Source organism: Aliamphritea hakodatensis (genome assembly GCF_024347195.1).
Taxonomy (GTDB): domain Bacteria; phylum Pseudomonadota; class Gammaproteobacteria; order Pseudomonadales; family Balneatricaceae; genus Amphritea; species Amphritea hakodatensis.
In genome coordinates this window covers 4,253,419-4,273,844 of sequence record NZ_AP025281.1, presented here as the reverse complement: position 1 = coordinate 4,273,844, position 20,426 = coordinate 4,253,419, and the positions used below count along the sequence as shown (strand labels likewise).

General features: G+C 52.9%; 18 protein-coding genes. 6 read left to right on the top strand and 12 right to left on the bottom strand.

What is annotated here, in order from left to right; genetic code table 11:
* Positions 1-112 precede the first annotated feature (112 nt).
* From PCI15_RS19410 to PCI15_RS19390, 5 genes are read right to left on the bottom strand one after another with little or no spacing between them, the layout of a single operon-like run.
* Positions 113-1,039: a hypothetical protein gene (locus tag PCI15_RS19410; RefSeq protein ID WP_271271562.1), complete on the bottom strand. Its 927-nt coding sequence runs from the start codon at positions 1,037-1,039 to the stop codon at positions 113-115.
* A gap of 5 nt (positions 1,040-1,044) precedes the next feature.
* Positions 1,045-3,075, bottom strand: a complete 2,031-nt coding sequence (locus PCI15_RS19405) for a type II secretion system protein GspD (protein ID WP_271271561.1) — start codon at positions 3,073-3,075, stop codon at positions 1,045-1,047.
* On the bottom strand, positions 3,072-3,599 hold the full coding sequence (locus PCI15_RS19400; RefSeq protein WP_271271560.1) for a hypothetical protein: 528 nt from the start codon (positions 3,597-3,599) through the stop codon (positions 3,072-3,074). The genes PCI15_RS19405 and PCI15_RS19400 overlap by 4 nt, the downstream gene beginning before the upstream one ends.
* Entirely contained in the window at positions 3,599-4,135 is a 537-nt protein-coding gene (locus PCI15_RS19395; RefSeq protein ID WP_271271559.1) for a hypothetical protein, read from the bottom strand. Before PCI15_RS19395 ends, PCI15_RS19400 begins: the two co-directional genes overlap by 1 nt.
* Entirely contained in the window at positions 4,132-4,563 is a 432-nt protein-coding gene (locus tag PCI15_RS19390) for a hypothetical protein (protein WP_271271558.1), read from the bottom strand. Before PCI15_RS19390 ends, PCI15_RS19395 begins: the two co-directional genes overlap by 4 nt.
* Before the next feature lie 358 nt (positions 4,564-4,921).
* Here PCI15_RS19390 and pdxH point away from each other — a divergent pair, with 358 nt between their 5' ends.
* Positions 4,922-5,554, top strand: coding sequence for a pyridoxamine 5'-phosphate oxidase (pdxH, locus tag PCI15_RS19385; protein ID WP_376787848.1), 633 nt, complete (start codon positions 4,922-4,924; stop codon positions 5,552-5,554).
* A gap of 170 nt (positions 5,555-5,724) precedes the next feature.
* Here the strand turns inward: pdxH and PCI15_RS19380 are convergent, their stop codons facing one another.
* The 3 genes from PCI15_RS19380 to PCI15_RS19370 form a co-directional block, all read right to left on the bottom strand.
* Positions 5,725-6,486, bottom strand: coding sequence for an ABC transporter substrate-binding protein (locus PCI15_RS19380; protein WP_271271556.1), 762 nt, complete (start codon positions 6,484-6,486; stop codon positions 5,725-5,727).
* A gap of 225 nt (positions 6,487-6,711) precedes the next feature.
* A complete protein-coding gene (locus tag PCI15_RS19375; RefSeq protein WP_271271555.1) occupies positions 6,712-7,401 on the bottom strand; it encodes a response regulator in 690 nt (229 codons plus the stop codon).
* Positions 7,394-9,013, bottom strand: coding sequence for an ATP-binding protein (locus tag PCI15_RS19370; RefSeq protein WP_271271554.1), 1,620 nt, complete (start codon positions 9,011-9,013; stop codon positions 7,394-7,396). Before PCI15_RS19370 ends, PCI15_RS19375 begins: the two co-directional genes overlap by 8 nt.
* Before the next feature lie 185 nt (positions 9,014-9,198).
* On the opposite strand from PCI15_RS19370, the gene PCI15_RS19365 reads away from it, so the two are divergent.
* The 4 genes from PCI15_RS19365 to PCI15_RS19350 all read left to right on the top strand — a co-directional run bounded on the left by PCI15_RS19365 (position 9,199) and on the right by PCI15_RS19350 (position 13,411).
* Positions 9,199-10,185, top strand: coding sequence for a tripartite tricarboxylate transporter substrate binding protein (locus PCI15_RS19365; protein WP_271271553.1), 987 nt, complete (start codon positions 9,199-9,201; stop codon positions 10,183-10,185).
* 145 nt (positions 10,186-10,330) lie between these two features.
* Positions 10,331-10,804, top strand: a complete 474-nt coding sequence (locus PCI15_RS19360) for a tripartite tricarboxylate transporter TctB family protein (protein ID WP_271271552.1) — start codon at positions 10,331-10,333, stop codon at positions 10,802-10,804.
* Positions 10,805-10,808: 4 nt separating this feature from the next.
* Complete coding sequence (locus PCI15_RS19355; protein WP_271271551.1) at positions 10,809-12,350, top strand: tripartite tricarboxylate transporter permease; 1,542 nt, start codon at positions 10,809-10,811, stop codon at positions 12,348-12,350.
* A 332-nt stretch (positions 12,351-12,682) separates the two neighbouring features.
* On the top strand, positions 12,683-13,411 hold the full coding sequence (locus PCI15_RS19350; RefSeq protein ID WP_271271550.1) for a class II aldolase/adducin family protein: 729 nt from the start codon (positions 12,683-12,685) through the stop codon (positions 13,409-13,411).
* 62 nt (positions 13,412-13,473) lie between these two features.
* On the opposite strand, the gene PCI15_RS19345 is transcribed toward PCI15_RS19350, so the two are convergent.
* From PCI15_RS19345 to PCI15_RS19330, 4 genes are all read right to left on the bottom strand, one after another.
* Positions 13,474-14,397: a DMT family transporter gene (locus tag PCI15_RS19345; RefSeq protein ID WP_271271549.1), complete on the bottom strand. Its 924-nt coding sequence runs from the start codon at positions 14,395-14,397 to the stop codon at positions 13,474-13,476.
* A 139-nt stretch (positions 14,398-14,536) separates the two neighbouring features.
* Entirely contained in the window at positions 14,537-15,880 is a 1,344-nt protein-coding gene (locus tag PCI15_RS19340; protein WP_271271548.1) for a GGDEF domain-containing protein, read from the bottom strand.
* The gene (locus PCI15_RS19335; protein WP_271271547.1) at positions 15,877-16,797 is read right to left on the bottom strand and encodes a cytochrome-c peroxidase; all 921 of its coding nucleotides are present in this window, start codon (positions 16,795-16,797) and stop codon (positions 15,877-15,879) included. Before PCI15_RS19335 ends, PCI15_RS19340 begins: the two co-directional genes overlap by 4 nt.
* A gap of 329 nt (positions 16,798-17,126) precedes the next feature.
* Complete coding sequence (locus tag PCI15_RS19330) at positions 17,127-19,115, bottom strand: methyl-accepting chemotaxis protein (RefSeq protein WP_271271546.1); 1,989 nt, start codon at positions 19,113-19,115, stop codon at positions 17,127-17,129.
* A 437-nt stretch (positions 19,116-19,552) separates the two neighbouring features.
* On the opposite strand from PCI15_RS19330, the gene PCI15_RS19325 reads away from it, so the two are divergent.
* Positions 19,553-20,230 (top strand): tRNA (adenine(22)-N(1))-methyltransferase, encoded by a 678-nt coding sequence (locus PCI15_RS19325; protein ID WP_271271545.1) that lies wholly within the window; start codon positions 19,553-19,555, stop codon positions 20,228-20,230.
* Positions 20,231-20,426 lie beyond the last annotated feature (196 nt).

Sequence of the window (20,426 nt, the reverse complement as noted above, 5' to 3'; positions counted from 1 at the left end):
AAATCGAAATAACCAAAAATAAGTAAAATAACGTGCTGCAGATTCTGCAGACGGCTGTCGGTTAACTACTTGTTTTCAGGGATAGCTTGGCCGTGCGGGGGCTGCAGCCAGATTACTCTGGCTGTGTAACGGTGACTGACAGGCTGGCTTTGAAAAAGGTGCTGTCTTTACCGGCGGAGGTTTCTTCCACCGTGAGCTGGTTTGCAGGTAACCAGTGGTCCGGGGTTTGTCCCCAGCCTTCAAAGCTGAGCAGTTGCGGATCGTCGTGGCTGATCCGGGTGATCCGGGTGCCCTGTGGCACATTTTGCAGCAGTTGTTGCAGCAGGATCTGTGCCCCCAGGCTGTTGGGCTGAAAATGCTGCTGGGAGATTTCCAACAGTGCCTGAGCATGGCGGTTAAAGGTATTGGTCTGATTCAGGCGTACGGCCTTGCTGCTGATGCTGCGGCTGTAGGTGTGATTTTGTGCCTGATATTCGTGATACAACTCTACCGCGCTGAATGCGGTAACTGCGGCCAGCAGGGTGCATATACCTCCCAGTGACAGCAGATAAGCGTGCATGGGCTTGAGCCGCTGGCTTTTGTGGTAAAGGCTGTAGGTTTTTGGCTGCTTCTGCCAGTGTATAAAGCTTTGCAGAATGGCGTCCGGTTGCGGGTCGGATACCAGAACGGCCTTGTAGGCGGCAGGGTTTTCCGGCTGGGCCAGGGTGGTGAGGCTTTCTTCGTCAAAGAAGAACAGCTGGCCCTGTTGCTGGTGGTGGCCAAAGCATACTTCGCCTTCGGTCTGCCCGGCAAAAGGGAACAGGTCATTGGCGAGCAGCTTTAGTTTGCCGGCCGGCAGTCGCCCGGCGGCAGCGGCTGAGAACGCCCGCCGGAAAGGCAACTGACTGTCGCTGATCAGTACGCAGTTACCTGGCTTCAGTTTTGCCGGTGGCTGGCTGTCCCGTATCCGGAAGCGGCCGAGCCAGTCCATGCTGATGCGATAGAACTGGCTGCTGCCATCGGCGTACAGAAAGCGGACGTTTTGGGTATACAGTGCCATATTGCTTATGATCCGGCACCGTTATCGGCGACAGATACCGGATACAGTTGTCCGGAGAGTTCTTCGCTGATGGTGTTCAGTTGCAGCTGGCTGACCAGTTCCGCCTGGGTGTTGTTGGCTACCAGTCGCGGGGTAACGATCATGATCAGTTCAGTACGCTCGCCACGGTTGTCGGTGTTTTCAAACAGCTTGCCCAGATAGGGTACTTCTGAAATGCCCGGCACATTGTTTTCGTTCAGCGAGTCCTGCGACTGCATGATGCCGGCAATGACCATGGTCTGGCCGCTGACGGCCACCAGATCGGTTTTAATTTCCCGTTTCTGGAATATCGGCTGGCCGTTGGAGTCGGTGCCGCCGTCACGGCTGTCTTTTAATTCCAGTGACAGTTGGATCAGGCCGTCCGGGCCGATGGTTGGCGTTACCTGCAGGCTGATCGAGACGTCTTTACGCTCAAATTCCCGCTGGGTGCTGGAGCCGGATGTGTTGGTGGTTAACGATGACTTCTCAATGGAGATCTCTTTACCGACGTTGATCAGGGCGGTGGTTTCATTTTTCACCAGGATTCTCGGATTGGAGAGAATGCTGAAGTCGGTTTCGCTGCCCAGCAGTTCAATGGTGAGGAACTGATCTGAATTTAACTTCACCAGACCGGTAGACAGGCCGGAATCCAGATTCTGGCCCAAGTCGATATTGGCGTCGGAGACGATGCCATTAGAGGTGTTCTTCAGGAACCATTCCACGCCGTAACGCATCCGGTTGGTGAGGGATACCTCGGCAATGGTGACGTCGATATGGGCCGCAAACGGGCGGTAATCAAGGCGTTCAATCAGGGTTTTGATACCAACGTATTCTTCCGGGGTGGCAATGGTGATCAGGCTGTTGGATGCTTTGTCGGCAACAATCTTGATCGGGCGCTCAAGTCCCTGGTACATACCGGTCACTACCCCGTTAATGGTGGTGAGCAGTTCGGCAGCCTTCTGGTTAGACAGTACATACTGGAAGGCTTGCGGGGTGTTGCTGTCGGGCCGGTCGGTTTCCTGCAGGAAAGTTTTCATCAGGCCCAGTGAGTAATCATTGGAGCACACCAGTAACAGGGCGTTGCGGCCTTTGATTTTTTCCGCTTCGAACATCAGGTTCGGGGTCTTCTGAGCGGTGCCCAGTGTGGTTTCATACCGCTTGATCAGCAGGCTGAGTGCATCCGGTCCCAGGAAGCGTGGCTGGTAGATAATGACCCGCTTATCCTTAAAGTAGCGTTTATCAACGGTACGTTTCAGGCTTTCAAGCGCTTCAATTTCCAGGCTGGAGCCGTGTACGACCAGCGTGTTGTAGTCGTCGACGATTTGCAGTTTTTTGCCGTCATCCACCAGGCGGCGGGCCAGGTTGATAAAGTCATTGACGGCGATGTTGTGCAGTTTGATGGCGCTGAACGAGCTGCCAAAGGCACCGTTATTGCCACTGTAGTTCTGGGTGTCGGAAGCACTGGTGATGCCGATGAACTGGCCGGTATCAATGATTCTGACACCATAGAGTTCCAGAAAGCTGACGATGACCGTTTCGAATTCATGCCGGGTGGCCTGGTCACGGTAGGTAAAGCTGACCTTGCTGTCTTTGAAGCCCGGCAGAATGGTATAGGAGGTGTCGAGATAGTCCTGGAAAAAGACGTTGACCAGGGTGCTCAGGTCAACATTCTTGAATTCAATATTGACCGGGATCAGCGGTTCTTCCGGCGTGTTACCGGCGGCGCTTTTGTTGCGGCTTAAGGATGAAAAACCGTATTCAGAGAGAATGCCGCCTTTATTGCTGGCCGGTTGGCTGATGGCTGCATCACCACGGCCAAAGATTGAACCGGCCTGCAGGCTGTTGCTGTCCAGCTGTTTGCGAATTTCATCGGCTTTACGCGCTTTGGCTGCCACGGCTTCCTGCGCGGCCAGTTCTTCAGGGGTAGGGCTCTGCTCTGTTTGCAGCATTGAGCAGCCGCTGAGAAAGATTAAGGACCATGCCAGTACTAACGGGCGTAAGGGGGTACTAAACTTCACGGGGTGTCCTCTGTAAGCCGAAAGCCATACTGTTCCAGCCGTTGCTGGCGCTGGCGCTGATCTTCGTCAGTTTTCAGCTTGATGGTTACATTCTGATTATTCTTATCGGTGAGCCGGATGTTGTCCTGCTGAATGGTGTTCAGCGTCAGCCCGTTAATCTGATCACCGTTTTTATACCGCTGTGTGTCTGTTATCAGGCGGTTAAAGCTGCCGAAAACGATGATGCCGTCAATTTTGTTTTTATCGAGTGTCTGCTGCTGTTGAGTGCTGGCAGGTTTTACTTGAGCCGTCTCGGTGACGGGCTCGGCCCAGTGTTCACCGTTGGTGGCAAAAATGTTCCGTTCCTGCTGCAGTTTTTGCGAGTAGTCTGCGAACCGGTATTCGGTTTGCGGGCTGCGGCGTATTTCAGACAGCCGCAGTTCCGGCTGATAATTCAGCTGGGCAGCAAACAACAGGCCTGCCGTGGAGGCCAGCAAAAGAAAACTCAGGCAAATGAGCCCGATGACAGGCTTTGATGCGTGCATTATTCTCTTGCCTCGATGGCTAAAGCGGTGAACTTGCCGCTGAATTCGATTTGCTGGTCAGCTTCGTCGCCCCGGACGGTAAAGTTTTTCCAGTCGATACCTGCTCTGGGCTGGCCGATGGCTTCGATCAGTTGCAGGATGCAGCTTTGCTGCCGGGCGGTGAATTTGATTGTGCCTTCCTGCTGGTAAACGCCATCGGCTTTTTCTACCTGGCTTTCAAACCGGATATCCGGGTCCTGATTGCCACTGCATGTCAGAGCCTGATTGATGAACACCCGTAAGCCTGAGTCAAACTCGGCAATGTCCAGTGTGAAGAACAGAAACTCCGAGGAAACTTCCGCATACAGTGGGGCGAGCAGGCCGTAATCCCGTTGTATGTTGGCTTCGTTCGCCACCAGTTGATAGGCGCGTGCCGGAATCAGAGGCGGTGCGCTGTTGTCTTCTTCCGGCTGGTAATAGGTATCGAAAACCACTGCTGCCAGCAGTACGAGAAGTAATACCGGTAACAGTTTTTTTCTGTTATCCGGTGTGATCATTTACGCAGTACTTCCTGTACGTTCAGCCGGGTCAGATTAGCGTCGTGGAGGAAATCAAATTCAGCGGTGTAAGGGGTTGGCTGGGTCAGCGGGATCTCTGCAAGTTTTGCCTGAGAGTGGTCCTGTTTATAACTGAAAATAACGAGATTCTGTTTGTCTGCGGAAATGGTCAGAATCGTATTGGCATTATCGCTGTTAAGGGTAACGGCTTTCAGGCTGGTAACCTGTCTGTTTTCAGAATCTTTCAGTTCATAATTAACAACAATGACTTCGCTCAGATCAAACGGTTTACGCAGATGCTGATTCGCAGTTTTATTAATTAAACTGCTGTCGTTAAGTGTTTTAATTTGCGGAGTGATGACTGGATCTGTTTTGCTGCACGCGGAGACGGCGAATACGATCAAAACAGTAGCGATTAACCGATACATAATTCCCTGAAATTCCTTTAAAACCGATTTTACTTCCAACGGACCTTCGTGGTCAGCGGCCGATAATAACACTAAAAACATAAAAATCACTACGCAGCACATAAAATATGTGCTGTTTAATTTTGACCCGGATTATTAATCAGGCGTGTCTTTTATACTCATATATACGGGGTAAATACGCTTCGGTTTGTTTTTATCGAAAATGTTCGGACACAGGGAAGTGAAGCGCGATAGAATATTGTCCAATGTATGGCTGATGAATGCTTTCGCAGATCACATCGGTCACTGTGCGCAAAGTATTATCGATGACAGGCTGAGTAAGCCTTTGGTAACAACAGGTTAGAGTTTTACGATGGATATTGATCATATCAGGCGGGAATATTTACAGGACGGTCTGAACCGCGAGCAGCTGGCGCAGAGTCCTTTCGAACAGTTTAATACCTGGCTGCAGCAGGCGGTGGATGCCGGCATGCAGGACCCGACGGCCATGACGCTGGCGACAGTGGATGCCGACGGGCAGCCTTCGCAGCGGATTGTGTTGCTTAAAGGGGCGGATGAAAACGGTTTTGTGTTCTATACCAATTACGGGTCACGTAAGGCTGAGGATATTGCGGCAAACTCAAAAGTGAGTTTGCATTTTCCGTGGCATGCGCTGGAACGTCAGGTGAAAATTTGCGGTGAGGCGGTGAAAGTACCGACCAGTGAATCACTGAAGTATTTTGCGTCCCGTCCGGAAGAGAGCCAACTGGCCGCCTGGGCGTCGCAACAGAGCCGCCCGGTTTCATCCCGGCAGTTGCTGATGCAGCAGTTCCAGTCGATGAAAGAGAAGTTCTCCAAGGGTGAGATTCCGTTACCGGATTTCTGGGGCGGTTACCGCATCGTGCCGACCACCATTGAGTTCTGGCAGGGCGGTGGCAGCCGTCTGCACGACCGCTTTAAGTATTATTTACAGGCGGATGGCAGCTGGAAGATTGAGCGTTTGGCGCCGTGATCTGAATGATTCTGGCTGAACCGTTGTTGACCGATACCCGCCGTATGCGGGTATTTTTTTGCGCGGAGTGTCTGGCCGTATCTGCCTTCGTCTATTTGTGGATAAGTAAAAAAGCCATCGGGTGGGATGGCTTTTCTGTGAGCTGATCAGTCGGCTATTTAGTCGACGCTTTAGTCAGCAACTGTGACGTTATGCTGACCATTGCTGTTAAGCCAGCGCCGGACAAAGCCGTTGCGTTTCTGTTCGCGCACGAAGTCCTGCAGGTATTCCTGCGCGATACAGTTGTTGCCGCAGAGCACTGTTTTCGGTACGCACATGGCTTGATCAATGGTCATGAAGTTTTCGTCCAGAACCTTCAGGTCAGGGTTGTCCGCCGCGATCTGGGTGAGTGACTGGCGCACGCCGGCGGCGGCATCCAGGCCCTGTTCCAGAAAGATTTCCGCAGCGGTTTTACCGTCTTCCGCGCGGACCACTTCTGCCTGTACCAGATTGCGGCTCAGGTGCAGATCGTAGGCGGCACCTTTGTTGACGCTGACCCGCATGCCGGGCTGGTCCAGATCGAGGTTAGTGTTGATGTCGCTGTCTTTGCGCACCAGATAACAGCCTTCAATGACCACGTATGGTCGGGTAAAGCCGATGGTTTCGCCGCGCAGCGGGTCACGGGCAAGGAATGCCAGATCCCAGTGGTCGGCAGGGTTATCGCTGTCGAGTGCTTCCACAACCTTGCCGGCTGCGTCGTACTCGATAATTTCCATCACCAGCCCGAGCTGCTTAGCCAGCCGCTTGGCGAGTTCGACGGATATTCCCTGAGGTTCGTCAGTGTGGGGGTTACGTTGTGCCAGTACCGGGTTGCCGAGATTAATTGCTACCCGAAGACGGCCGCTTGGCGCCAGGTGCCGGCCGACAGAATCAAAATCGTATGGGTTGAGCATGACGGTTCTCTTGTTGTTTTTTACAGCCTATCCTGCGACCTGGTACAACAACAGTTTTCGCGCATATAGACTGTAAAGTTCTTTAAGCACTTTTTGAACATATTGTTTATGTTCAGGGTTTTTTATAGCAATAGATTCAAAGCATTGCCATAGGGTGTTGGCATAAAGGTTTAATCTTTTCGGGTTTGGCTGTTTTTTGAACAGTTTTTGCCTGTAGCAAGTACTTTACGGGTTAAGCCGGTACTTGCGTTCCGGCCTGCCAACGCTGCCGTAACTGACTTCAGCATGCAGCTCGTCGCTGCTGACCATATATTCCAGATAGCGCCGGGCAGTGGTGCGGCTGGCATTGATATAGTCGCCCACTTCGCTGGCATTGAGGGCGACGTCTTTGTCCTGCAGCACCTGACGGATCTTGTCCAGCGTAATGCTGTCGATGCCCTTGGGCAGGCGTTGTGGCTGCGGTGTGGTTTTGGGAACCTGGCCCCGGGGTAACATGGTATCGACGTTTTGCTGATCCAGTGATTGCAGTGCCTGAAGTTTGTTCAGGTGTTGCCGGTAGTTGTGCAGGGTTTCCTGCAGGCGTTCAAAGACCAGCGGCTTGAGGATAAAGTCAAAAACACCGCCATGCAGGGCTTCACGGAGGGTATCCACTTCTTTGGCGGCGGTGACCAGTATGACATCGACACTGCTGTTATCGGCCCGCAGTTTACGTAGCAGATCCAGGCCGGTGCCGGTGGGAAACTGTACGTCCAGCAGGATCAGATCCGGTTGCATGATTTCCACCAGATCTTCCGCTTCTTCCAGACCGTGGGCCATCCCGACCAGCTCAAAGCCTTCAATTCGCTCCAGAAAACGTTGCTGGATGGCGGCAATCTGGCGGTCATCTTCGGCAATGATTACCCGGATATCAGTCATGGCTCTGTACCTTCGGTATATAGACGATAAAGCGGCTGCCGCTGTTATCAGCAGGTTCCAGGGTGATGGTGCCGTCCAGATCATCCAACAGTTTCCTGACCAGATAAAGGCCAATGCCGTGGCCACTGCCGGTTTTGCTGGTGACACCTTTTTCAAATATACGTTGCTGCCGGTCGCCGCTGATGCCGGCACCCTGATCTTCTATTTCAAAGATTAGATCATTTCCCAGATCCGTCATGGACAGCTTTACTTCACCGCCGGCCCCCCGGTGGCTGCGGGTGGCTTCAAGGGCATTATCGATGAGGTTGCCAAGAATGCTGACGAGCTGATCCCGGGGCAGGTTTTCGGGCAGATCAGCCATCTGGCTTTCCGGGTCGATATTCAGGCGCAGGCTGAGTTCCCGGGCGCGGTTGTACTTGCCCAGCAGACAGCCGGCGAGAATCGGATCAGGCACTGATGCAACCAGCAAATGTATCAGTTCCTGATGGTCCTGGGTTTCCTGACCGATCAGCGCCAGCGCTTCTTCTTTGGCGTTAATCTGAATCAGCCCGGCGATGGTGTGCAGTTTGTTGGAGTATTCATGGGCCTGACTGCGCAGGCTGTCGGCGTACTGCTGGATTCGGGTGAGTTTTTTACTCACCTGATCAAGCTCGTCTTTGCGGCGGAAACTCGACACCACGCCGGTGATGGTGTCCCCCTGATGCAGGGGCAGGCGGTTCACAATCAGGTTTTTGCCCTTCAGCCAGACTTCATTGTCGAACTGGGGTTCACCGCTGGCAAGAACTTCCAGCATGGCACTGTCGGGCAGCAGTTCTTCAATCGGCTGGCCGGTGAGGTCGGTATCAGTGGGCAGGCCAAGGGTTTTAATGGCGGTCTGGTTGATGGTGGTGATCTGACCTTCGCTGTTGATGGCAATGATGCCTTCACGGACCGATTGCAGGGTGGCTTTCTGTTCGTCGAACAGGCGGCCGATCTGCTCCGGCTCCAGCCCGAAGGTGGCTTTTTTGAAGTGATCGGCAAACCACAGGGCAGTCAGCACGCTGAAGGCAAAGGCACCGATGATGACCAGTATCAGGGTGATGCGGTAACCGGCGATGGTCGCTTCCACGGTGTCCAGCAGGTAGCCCACCGAAATAACCCCGATGATGTCTTTGCCGTTGTGATCATATACCGGTACCCGGGCCCGCATAGACCAGCCAAGGCTGCCTTTGGCTTTGGAGACCCGTTCAATGCCCTGTTTCAGGGTGGGAGATATGTCATCGTCATCGTCATCCACAAGTGACAGACCGATCATTGCCGGGTTGGGATGGGAGAGACGAATGCTGTCCTGATCGCCGAATACCACAAAACGGGTTTGGGCTTTTTGCGCCAGATGCATACTCAGCGGTTGCAGCATGGCGGAGTCTTTACGCTGCACGGCATCGATGACTTCGGACATAGCGGCAATGGTTTTTGCCACGTGCAGGGCTTGCTGACCGATTTGCTCATCGAGCGACCGGTTGAGGTTATGCAAGGCAAAGAGGCCGATGATACTGGTCTGCAATAACGCGATCAGACCGAGGATCAGTACCATGCGTTTTTTTAGCTTCAGGCTGCGTATGGAGAATTTCATTATTTTTCTTATTCCGCCGGATACCCTCTGAATACTAAGAAATTTTTTCCGGAAAAGCCCGTGAACTTTATGCACAAAAGGTGCTTTAAATTCTTTAATGCCATTAAATCCACAATCTTCTTTACTCAGGCATGAGCGACTACCTTGAGGGCTGAAAATAACGATAAAAATGCGAGGAAACTCAAATGTTCGCCAAGAAAGCCTTCTCCAAACCAAACCTGATGGCAGCGCTGCTGACCACCTGTCTGACGGCGGGTATGTCTATGCACGCTGCGGCGGTTGATAACATTCACTTCCTGATTCCCGGCGGTGCCGGCGGTGGCTGGGACGGTACTGCCCGGGGGACCGGTGAAGCCCTGACCAAGTCTGGTCTGATCAAGGAAGTTTCCTATGAAAATATGTCTGGCGGTGGTGGCGGCAAAGCCATTGCACACCTGATCGAGACAGCTGCGCAGCAAGACGAAACGCTGATGGTGAACTCAACGCCGATCGTGATCCGTTCCCTGTCTAAAGTATTCCCTCAGTCGTTCCGCGACCTGACACCGGTTGCTGCCACCATTGGTGACTTCGGTGCATTCGTGGTGAAAAAAGATTCCAAGTACAACAGCTTTAAAGAAGTGGTCGCTGATTATCAGGCTGACCCGCGTGCGATCAAGATTGCCGGTGGTTCTGCCCGGGGCAGCATGGACCATTTAGTGGCGGCAATGGCGTTTAAAGCGGCCGGTGGCGATGCCCGTCAGGTGCGCTATGTATCTTACGATGGCGGCGGAAAGGCGATGGCCGGCCTGTTGTCCGGTGAGGTTCAGCTGTTATCCACAGGTCTGAGTGAAGCGCTGACCCTGGCGGAAGCCGGTGAAGTACGGGTGCTGGTGATGACCGGTGACGAGCGTAATGATGCCGCTGCTGACGTGCCGACCCTGAAAGAACTGGGTTACGACGCCGTGTTTGTTAACTGGCGTGGTTTCTTTGCCGCACCGGGTATCTCTGATGCTAAGAAAGGTGAATACGTCGCTGTGCTGCAGAAAATGTACGACACCCAGGAGTGGGAAGACGTTCGCGCCCGTAATGGCTGGAGCGAAATCTTTAAGCCTGATGCTGAGTTCGTCAGCTTCCTGAAGGAACAGGAAACCGAAGTCGGTAACCTGATGCGCGATCTGGGCTTCCTGAAGTAAACCCTGCTGCTTTACCTCTCACGTGATGTGTCTGCTGCCGTGTACCGCCGGTACCGGCAGCCAGACTCTCTGACTGGCTGCTCAGTTCTGTTGACCGGAACGGGTGTGACTGCAGCCTGCAAGTGTTTTGTCCGGGAGTATTTCCATGACGATTACCAAAGACCATATTGGCGGCCTGGTGTTTCTCTGCCTGTCGGTTGCCTACGGCTATTACGCCCGGGATATTCCTCTGTTACCCGGGGATGAGTTTGAACCCTTCACCGCCCGCAGTGTGCCCAATGCACTGGCCTGGATTGGCGGTGTGCTGTCGCTGGCACTGATCGTGACGGCTAAGTCTGATGCCGCGAATACATTGCGTCTGGCGGGGCTGGATTTTGGCCTGGTCAGCAAGTTACTGATTTTAGTGGTGCTGTTCGGTCTGGCACTGGACTGGCTGGGCTTCCTGCTGGCCACTGTACTCTTTCTGGTGGCTGGCTACTGGCTGCTGGGGGAACGGCGGCCAAAAATGTTACTGATTGCGTCCGTGCCGTTTGCTGTCGGTATCTGGTTTGTACTGACCCAGTTGCTGGATATTTATCTGGCCAAGGGTAAGTTTTTCACAATGTTAATGGGAGGCTAGGACCATGTTGGATGGAATTTTTACCGGTTTATCCACTGCGCTGATGCCGTTTAACCTGTTAATGGTGGTGGTAGGCTGTTTTGCCGGCACCTTTATCGGCATGTTACCGGGGCTGGGGCCGATTTCGGCTGTCGCGCTGATGATCCCGATTACTTACGGATTAGATCCGTCTTCCGGCATCATTCTGATGGCCGGGGTCTATTACGGGGCCGTATTTGGCGGTTCGACGTCTTCAATTCTGATCAATGCACCGGGCTGTGCAAGTACGGTTGTAACCTCTTTTGACGGCTATCCGCTGGCGCAACAGCAGCAGGCGGGTAAAGCACTGGCGCTGGCGGCGTATTCATCATTCACCGGCGGCACTATCGGTGCGCTGGCACTGTTGTTTGCTGCCCCGGCACTGGCGACGGTGTCGCTGAGTTTTCAGTCGACGGACTATTTCGCCCTGATGGTACTGGGCCTGACGGCGGTCGCTGCGTTTGCCGGTAAGGGGCAGGTGCTTAAAGCGCTGATTATGGCGGTGTTCGGCCTGATGATTGCGACGGTGGGGACGGATCTCAGTTCCGGTGCGCCGCGCTATACCTTCGGCAGTGTGGATCTGATCGACGGGGTCAGCTTCCTGTTACTGGCGATGGCAACGTTCGCCCTGACAGAAGTAGTCATGACGGTGTTAAAAGGGGAGCACCGTGATGAAGAAAAGCAGGTGGACATGAGCCAGCTGGGCAGTATGAAACTCAGTAAAGAGGAAGTGCTGCATATCGCACCCACGGTAGGCCGCAGTTCTGTGTTCGGTTTTCTGGTGGGCATTTTGCCGGGGGCCGGGGCAACCATTGCATCCTTCCTGGCCTACGGTCTGGAGCGTAACCTGGCATCGGTTAAGGAACGGCTGAAGTTTGGTAAAGGCGCATTACGGGGGCTGGCGGCGCCGGAATCCGCAAACAACGCGGCCTCGACCGGCTCGTTTGTACCCCTGCTGACACTGGGTATTCCGGGCTCAGGTACTACGGCAATCATGTTGGGGGCGCTGATTGCATACGGTATTCAGCCGGGGCCGCGGTTATTCATTGATAACCCGGATGTGTTCTGGTCGGTGATCATTTCCATGTACTTCGGTAATCTGGTGCTGCTGATTCTGAACCTGCCGCTGATCCCGTATATCTCCCGTTTGCTGGTGATTCCGCGGCCGATTCTGATTCCGCTGATTCTGTTCTTCTCAATCACCGGGGTGTATCTGGTGAGCTTTAACAGCTTCGATATTCATATGATGGCGATCATCACTTTGATTGCGATCTTCCTGAAGTTGCTGAACTTCCCGATGGCACCGATGTTGTTAGGCTTCATTCTGGGCGGGCTGATGGAAACCAACCTCAGCCGGGCGCTGATTATATCTGACGGCAGCATGGCCTTTCTGTGGGAACGTCCGCTGACGCTGGCGATCATGATCATCGCGGCGCTGATGCTGTTCATGACACCGCTGATTGAACTGATGAAGAAGTTTCGCTCTGACCGGGGCGTTGAAGAATCCGTGGGAGAAGGCGAAGGTTAATCGCTGCGCTGTGGGTTAAGTGTGAAGAGCACCAAAAGCCTTCTTCTGGCCGTCAGGAGAAGGCTTTTTTAGTGCCGGCTTTACTGAATTGGCGACGGCACTCAGGGAGGTGAAGCGGGCAGTGAAATCAGCCGGCATGACTCCGCGTGACAGATACCCTTAATTATTGCCTCTGAGCGACAGGGTTGAATGCACCCGACCTGATGTGCAAAAAAATAGCGGTGGCTATAGAGGCAGGGCATGGTTTGCTGTAGATTGTAGGACAATCTGTAAATAACAATAAAACCTGACTGTGTAATCTGGATAGCAGACGCAGCGGAAGTGAGGTGCTTATGTCACAGGAACAACAATTACGTATCGATCTGGCAGCCGCGTTTCGGCTGGTCTATGAACTGGATATGCATGAGTCGGTTGCGAATCATCTGAGTGCGGCAGTCTCCCCGGACGGCAAACAGTTTCTGATGAACCGTCGCTGGATGCATTTTGCCAATGTTACCGCCAGCAATCTGCAGTTACTGGACAGTGAAGATGACAGCATCATGCACACCGATGAAGCGCCGGATGCCTCTGCCTGGGCCATTCATGGCAATGTGCATAAAGCCTTTCCCCATGCCCGGGTCATTCTGCATGTGCATTCTACCTACGCAACCGCACTGTCGACGCTGAAAGATCCGCGCATTTTACCGCTGGATAACAATACCGCCCGGTTCTATAACCGGATTGCGTATGACACCAATTTTGGGGGCATCGCAACCAGTGATGCAGAAGGTAAGCGCATCATGGATACCTTTGAAGGTAAGAAAGCCCTGATGATGGGGAACCATGGTGTGTCCGTGGTGGGTGAAACCGTCGCGGAAGCGTTTGAAAGCCTGTATTACCTGGAAAAAGCCTGTAAAACCATGGTACTTGCGTATTCAACCGGTCAGCCGCTGAATGTGTTACCGGATGATCTGGCGGAAGAAACCGCTGCCAGCTGGGATGAATTCAAAGGCGCCGGGGATGCGCACTTTGAACAGCTCAAAGCCATGCTCGATAAGAAGGACCCGTCTTACCGGGATTAATGCTTCAGACGCACATAAAAAAGCAGCCGGTTGGCTGCTTTTTTTGTGGTTTTCTGAGGCGATTATTTTTGCCGTACCGCCAGTACACCGGCGCTGATAATCAGTGCCATACCGCTCAGCGTGAAGATGTCCGGTATCTCTGCGAAGAACAGAATGCCCCAGACAGTCAGGAAAGCCAGGTAGCTGTAATCGAACGTGGCAACGGTGGCGCTCGGACCGTTTTGGTAGGCATAAGCGCCGCCGACAGCACCGATCACGGCGGCCACAGCCAGCGCGCTCATGGCCAGCCACTGGGTGATGCCCATGTCGGTCCAGGCACCGAAAATAAACTGGTTGCCGGTACTTTGCAGAGCATCCGGCCAGAACAGGGGAAAGCCCATGCTGGCGACAGCACCGACCGTCAATATGGTCAGATGCAGACTAAGCCCCAGTACGAGCGGGCTTTCCTGCTGGCATTTTGCCCGGGTCAGTACCATGGAAAGTGCATAAAGAATTGCACCTACCAAGGGCAACAGTGCCGTGAAGCTGAAGTCATCGGCGCCAGGACGCAGCATGATCAGTACGCCGCTAAAGCCCAGCCCGATGGCGAGCCAGCCCAGCGGGCGAATATGTTCCCCCAGAAAACAGGCGGCAAACAGGGTGATAAATAACGGCAGGGTATAGAAGGTTGCCCCGGCAACGGAAAGGTCGATCGTTGGCAACGCGGCATAATAGGCCACCCACTGAAAGGTCAGCATCAGGCTGCGCAGGGCCACCCAACCCCGGGCTTTAGGCCGCAAACCCTGCTCTCTGGGTAAAAAGTGAATCAGTAAAATCAGGGGGATCACCGCAACAATGCTGCGCATGACGAATAATTGCCACAGGGGAAAAGACAGGCTGAGGGCTTTAATCAGCGCGTCACCCAGTGACAGGGCAAATACCGCCAGCAGGATCGCGCCGACAGGGTACATAAGCTTGACCGGAGCCTGGGGCAGGGCCTGATTCATAGACTGTTTTCCTGTGATTATTATTCTTTTAGCGGGCAGTTGCTGCGCGACGGAGAATGCCGATCATACGGTCTGACGATAGCTGCTGGCAACTGCCCTGAGCCGGCTCTTCAGAGGAGGTGAATGCTGGTGTCTGGCATTATTCAGGGGCGTAAAACCGGATACACTGTTTGCCGTCCTGCTTTGCCTGATACATCGCCTGATCGGCCAGTTCTACCAGTTCATGCATATTACGGGTATTGGAAGGATAGTGGCTGATGCCGATGCTGGCGCTGACCTGAATGTTTTGTTCCAGTGTTGTACTGCACAGGCGCAGGGTGTTTTTTGCAATCCGTTCGAGAATATCTTTATTGGCATTGGCGATCGCCAGTACAAATTCATCACCGCCAAAGCGGATGACCAGATCATTTTCCCGCAGAGACAGTTGTAATTCGTTGGCAATATGACGCAGCAGTTCATCCCCCTGCTGGTGGCCCAGGGTGTCATTGACGGCTTTGAACCCGTCCAGATCGATAAACAGAATGCCCAGCGAGGTATGGTTGCGTTTGGCTTCACTGAACAGCACTGGCAGTTGCTGTTCCAGTAAGCGCCGGTTCCCCAGCCCGGTCAGGGTGTCGGTCATGGATTCTGTTTTATGGAAGTAATGCTGTTCATGATAGTGGCGCAGGGCGTAGATCAGCACACTGATCAGTAACAGGCCGGCCAGCACATAGATAGCCAGCCAGGTTTGCTGTTGTTCGCGGTGTTCGTCCAGAAAGGCCAGATGCTCAGAAAACAGCCGGTTAAAGTCTTCAATTTTGGACTGCATCGCGATGCTGTCCAGTTGCTGGCTGAGCTTGATGTTGTTGTCCCGGTGCATGTTGAGCAGGCTGAGGTGCTTAAGCATGTTTTGCCACAGGGGTTGTAATTCTTCCGGTAACAAACCGTTGTAAGGAATCACCTGCAGGGTTTCCAGCCGGTAATCCACCAGTTGATTGGTGAGGCTCTGAATCACTTCATTTTGCAGATAGTTACGGAACAGAATGCTGGTTTCCGCGGTGATCTGACGTTGTTGTTTCGCCTTTTCGAGCCTGCTAAACATCACTTCGATCAGGTTTGGCAGGTAGTTAAGTGAGTTGCGTAGCAGGGCATTATTGGATTTGAGTTGCTCGATCAGCGGGAACTTCCGTTCCAGGCTGGCCCGTAACTCCGGAATGCAGGGGGCCAGTGTCTCAGGCAGTGACGGCGGCGAGGCCAGCGTGTCTTTATATTCTGTATAGACTGAATTCAGCTCGTCATAACTGCGAAAATACCAACTGTCCATCAGCAGAATCTGCTTTTCAAGCTTGGCATCCAGCTGCTCTAACTTGCTGATGTATTGATTGATTTCCGCTTGCTGGTGGCGTTCAGAGCTGGTCTGGTCCTGAACAAACAGAAACAGCAGTGCCAGCCCCAGAATGGCCAGTAAAATACTGAAGATAATTCGGCTTTGCAGGCTATTCATGGCATAAGCGTCGGATGTGGTGAGCCGCTGAGGCTTTCTAGGAATGCAACGATAAGAGTGACATCCGTCACCGGGATTTCCCGCCCCAGCTGGTGTCTGGCCATCAGCCTGATCACGTCTTCAAGGGTGCTGACTGAACCGTCATGGAAATAAGGTGGCGTCTGGGCGACGTTGCGCAGGCTGGGCACCCGGAACACCTGAATATCTGCTTCATTTTCGGTTGTGTTATACCGGCCCAGGCTGGCCTGGGAGCTGTCATCCGGATCATAGGCGTAGGGTTCGATGACGCCAATTTTCTGTAACAGGTTACCGCCGATCTTCTGTCCCTGATGGCAGGATACGCAACCGTAACGCTTGAACAGTTCGTAACCGAGTATTGCGTCTTCACTGATGGCGGATTCGTCACCCTGAAGATAGGCATCGAACGGTGACGGTGTAGTCAGGGCCAACTGGTAAGTGACCAGCGCCTGAGTAATGCTTTTCCGGGTAATCCCTTCCGGGTAGAGCCGGGTAAACCGTGAGTTATAGTCTGCCTGCTGCCGCAGGCGGTTTTCGATGTTGTCCCAGCTCAGGCCCATTTTGGCCTGTTTGTTGACGAGGCTGTGCATCTGCGCCTGCATGGATGTTAGCTGACCTTCCCAGCCCAGAGGGTAGTTCTGCGACAGATTAAAAACAGACGGTGAGTTATAGCGGCTTTTCCTGCCGTTATGCATGGGAGTTTTAGCCTGCGGGTAGCTGCCGCCGTGGGAAAACAGGTGACAGGATGCACAGTTGGTTTGCCGGTCTTCAGATAACAGCGGATCAAAGAAGAGTTTTTTCCCCAGCAGCATTTCCGGGGTGATTTTTGCCGGATACTGAACAGCCGAGACCGGTTCGCGGGCATGACTGATCCCCGCAAGGAGCAGCTGCAGAAGCAATATCCATATCAGGGAGGTCAGTTGAAAAGCGCTTTGCCGCAATGGATGGGCCCGTATGTTTCAGTGTTGTTATTAGTATTCATACTGAGGTTACAGCTCTGTGCTGTAATCCGTCCGCTAAACCCTGCATGGTTTACCGGTATCCGTTCAGGTTATGCGTATTCCGGCGGTTTGCCTACGCCTTTTATTGCCGTTTCGGGCACTCCTGGGTAAACGGATTAATATCCTTACGAAGTTTACAGGTAATACCGGCCAGAAAAAATCAGGTATTTAAAGCACATGAATAGCCCAAGTTGGGTATTCATGTGCTTTATCAGTTACTTATCCGGTTATACCTGAAAGCGTTGTACGCTGGCACTGAGTTGCTGTGAGGTATCTTGTACACCGTCGGAGCTTTCACTCAGCTGTGCCATGCTGTCGGCACTATCGTTATAACGCTGCTGGATTTCCTGAATATTGTCGTTAATTTCGTTAACCGTGGCGGACTGTTCCTCGGTCGCGGCGGCATTCTGGGTATTCATATCGTTGATGGTCGAGATCTGATCGATAATGCCGGTGAGCTGCTCAACCAGAGAGCCAATGCTGTCATGGGTGGCCACGGCTTTTTCCTGGCTTTGGGTCATCGCATTGACGGCCCTCTGGCTGCCGTTCTGCAGCTTGTCGATCATCTCTTCAATACGGATAGTTGATTCCCGGGTGCGTTGTGCAAGGGTGCGGACTTCATCGGCAACAACCGCAAACCCGCGGCCCTGTTCGCCGGCACGGGCGGCTTCAATGGCAGCGTTCAGTGCCAGCAGGTTGGTTTGTTCAGAGACCCCTTTGATGACATCCAGAACGCTGCCGATTTCCTCGCTGTCGCTGGCGACCTGACCAATGATGTCACGGGTTTCCAGCAAAGTGCTATCCAGTGTATTTACATCTTCACGGGTTTTCTGCAGCAGCTCTTTGCCGGACTCAGCAGAGATGTTGGTGGCGTTAGACTGATCTGCTGCCATGGAGCAGTTTGACGCAACTTCCTGAATGGACGCGGCCATTTCATACATGGCTGCAGCAACCATGTTGGTTTGATCCTGGCCACTGACCATCTGGGTGCGAACGTCGCTGGAGACCGTCTGCATGGTATCCACCGTATTCTGCATACTGTGGCCGGCCTGCTGGATATCATCTACCAGCTTGCGGATACCGTCGACCATGTTGTTGAAGATCACCGCCAGACGGCCAAGGTCGTCTTCACTGCGCGGGGTCACTTTAACCCGCAGGTTGGAGTGTTCGCCCAACTGGGTCAGGCCTTCAATGATGTCTTTCATTTGAAGCGCGATCTGGCGCTGAGTCAGTACGCTCAGTGCAATGGTAGCGCTGATGACCAGGATAGCCGCAATCAGTACGGTGTAGAAAATGCTGTTGGCGGCGTCTTTCTTGTTGTTCACCAGGCCGATCAGGTCTGCAGACAGAGTATCTTCAGCCTGTTTCAGCAGATTAATCCGGTTAGTGGCCTGTTTAAACCAGGTGTTTGCATCAACGTTAAAGTTGCTGTCGGCTGCCCAGGCGATCTGGCGCATCCGGTTAACTTCAGCAACCGCCGGGTTCTGTAACACACGGTTTACTTCCTGCTGGTTCACCTGGGTGGCAAACTTGCGGAAAACCTGCATCAGGGCGGTTTGCTCAACGGCCAGAGAAATGTACTTTTCTTTCTCCTTGGCTGTTGCCACGTCTTTCACAAACACACCGCTTAATACTGCCCGCTCAATACCCGCGCGTTCTTTACTTTGCATCATGTAAAAATATGCAGAGGCACGGTTGGCAATATCAACGTCCGCGACCATGTCTGATAAACCGGCGGTGATGTTAAGCATTTTGCCGTTCAGAGCTGTTAAGAAGCCGATTGCCTGCGGAAGAGGAATACTCAGTGATGAAATCTTTCCGCGCATGTTTTCCAACTGGTTGAGGTCGGCGCTGATGGCATCCAGACTCTGGCGAAGTCCGCCTTCTTCATGCTTTGCCAGAATATCAGCGACAACTGTCTTATAGGCTTTCAGGGCTGTATCGGTGTTACGGCGCTGATTCCCCATTTCGGTGTTGAAGCGCTGGCCCTTACTGCCCAGATATATGGCCGATGCACCACGTTCTTTCTGAACTTCATGTACCAGTTCGCTGGCGGCAACGGAGAGCTCAATCAGGTCAGCGGCTTTCTGATCATCGGAAACAATGGTGTATTTGTCGGTAAGGATACTGGCCATGCATAAACACAAAATGCTTAAAGGCAGCAGAATGATGAGTTGCAGTTTGGATCTGATAGACAGATTCCTGAAAAAAGACATAACAGCTCCTTAGGGGGGAGGCCCCTAATCTATGAAAACAACATTTTTATTGCTGGACTGCATAGGTTTACTGGCCGTCAGGTGCCAGCGGTCCATCGCGTGCTACATGGGAAGATAATACATTATATACAATGCATTTAAACCAGCGTTTGTATACTTTATAACCCAAATTGTGTGTGCGTTTGTCTGGCAAAAAAGTCTTTGAAAAACAATATATGTACGCGAAGTGTTTCATAGTATTGCCACTCAATTTTTGATTTTTATCAAGAAAACGCGACTAAAGTTGAATGCTTAAGTACTGACCTGCCCATTATGAAAATAACGGGTGTTTTTAACTGAGATGTTGCCGGGCGAGAGGGCTGAAATAAGGTTTATGACGTGCTGCAACAGGTGGGGTAAACTGAGCCGCCTTCTTCGCTGTTTAAGAGAATATCCGCATGAAAGTCAGCCTGCGTATCCAGCAACTCAGTACCATGGTTCACGGCCACTATACCCATATCTGGGATTGCTGCTGTGATCACGGTTTGCTGGGGCAGCTGTTACTGGAACGGGGCCGGGCAGACTGTGTGCACTTTGTGGATGTCGTGCCGGCGCTGATGAACACGCTTGAGCACCATCTGCAACAAGATTACGGCGACAGACGGTGGCAGGTGCATTGTCTGGATGTTGCCCGGTTACCCCTGAGCCGGTACGCGGGCGCCGGTGAGCCGCAACTGGTGATGATTGCCGGAGTCGGCGGCGATCTTCTCGTGGATCTGGTGACGGCTATCTGTCAGGCGCATCCGGAGGTGCCCGTTGAATTCCTGCTGTGTCCGGTTTATCACAACTATAAGGTGCGCCGGGCACTGGCAGATTTGTCGCTGGGGCTGATCAGTGAAACCCTGGTGGAAGATAAACAGCGCTTTTATGAAATACTGCATGTCGCTTCTGCCGGCGGCGATCCCGTCAGCCCGGTGGGAGAGCGGATGTGGGATTTCACGGATACGGTTCACCGGGCCTATTTACAGCAAACCCTGAATCATTACCGGCGTATGGCCAGTAATCCGCATCAGGATGTCAGTGCCGAACTACAGGCCTATCAGCGCCTTGAACCTGCTTTTCTACCTCTTAAGTGATAGGGACAGCCCTGTTCGTGATCATTTATGCTCGGTACAGAACCCCGATATAGCCTGTTGTACACGGAGTACAGCCGGTGTTGGGACTGTTTTTCATAGAGTGTTCTTCAGATCTTGTTCTTCAGGTATTTTGCTATGGAAGTGTTTATCAGTTGGTCACACTGGGCCTGTACTGCTGCCATCTGGCAGGACTTCT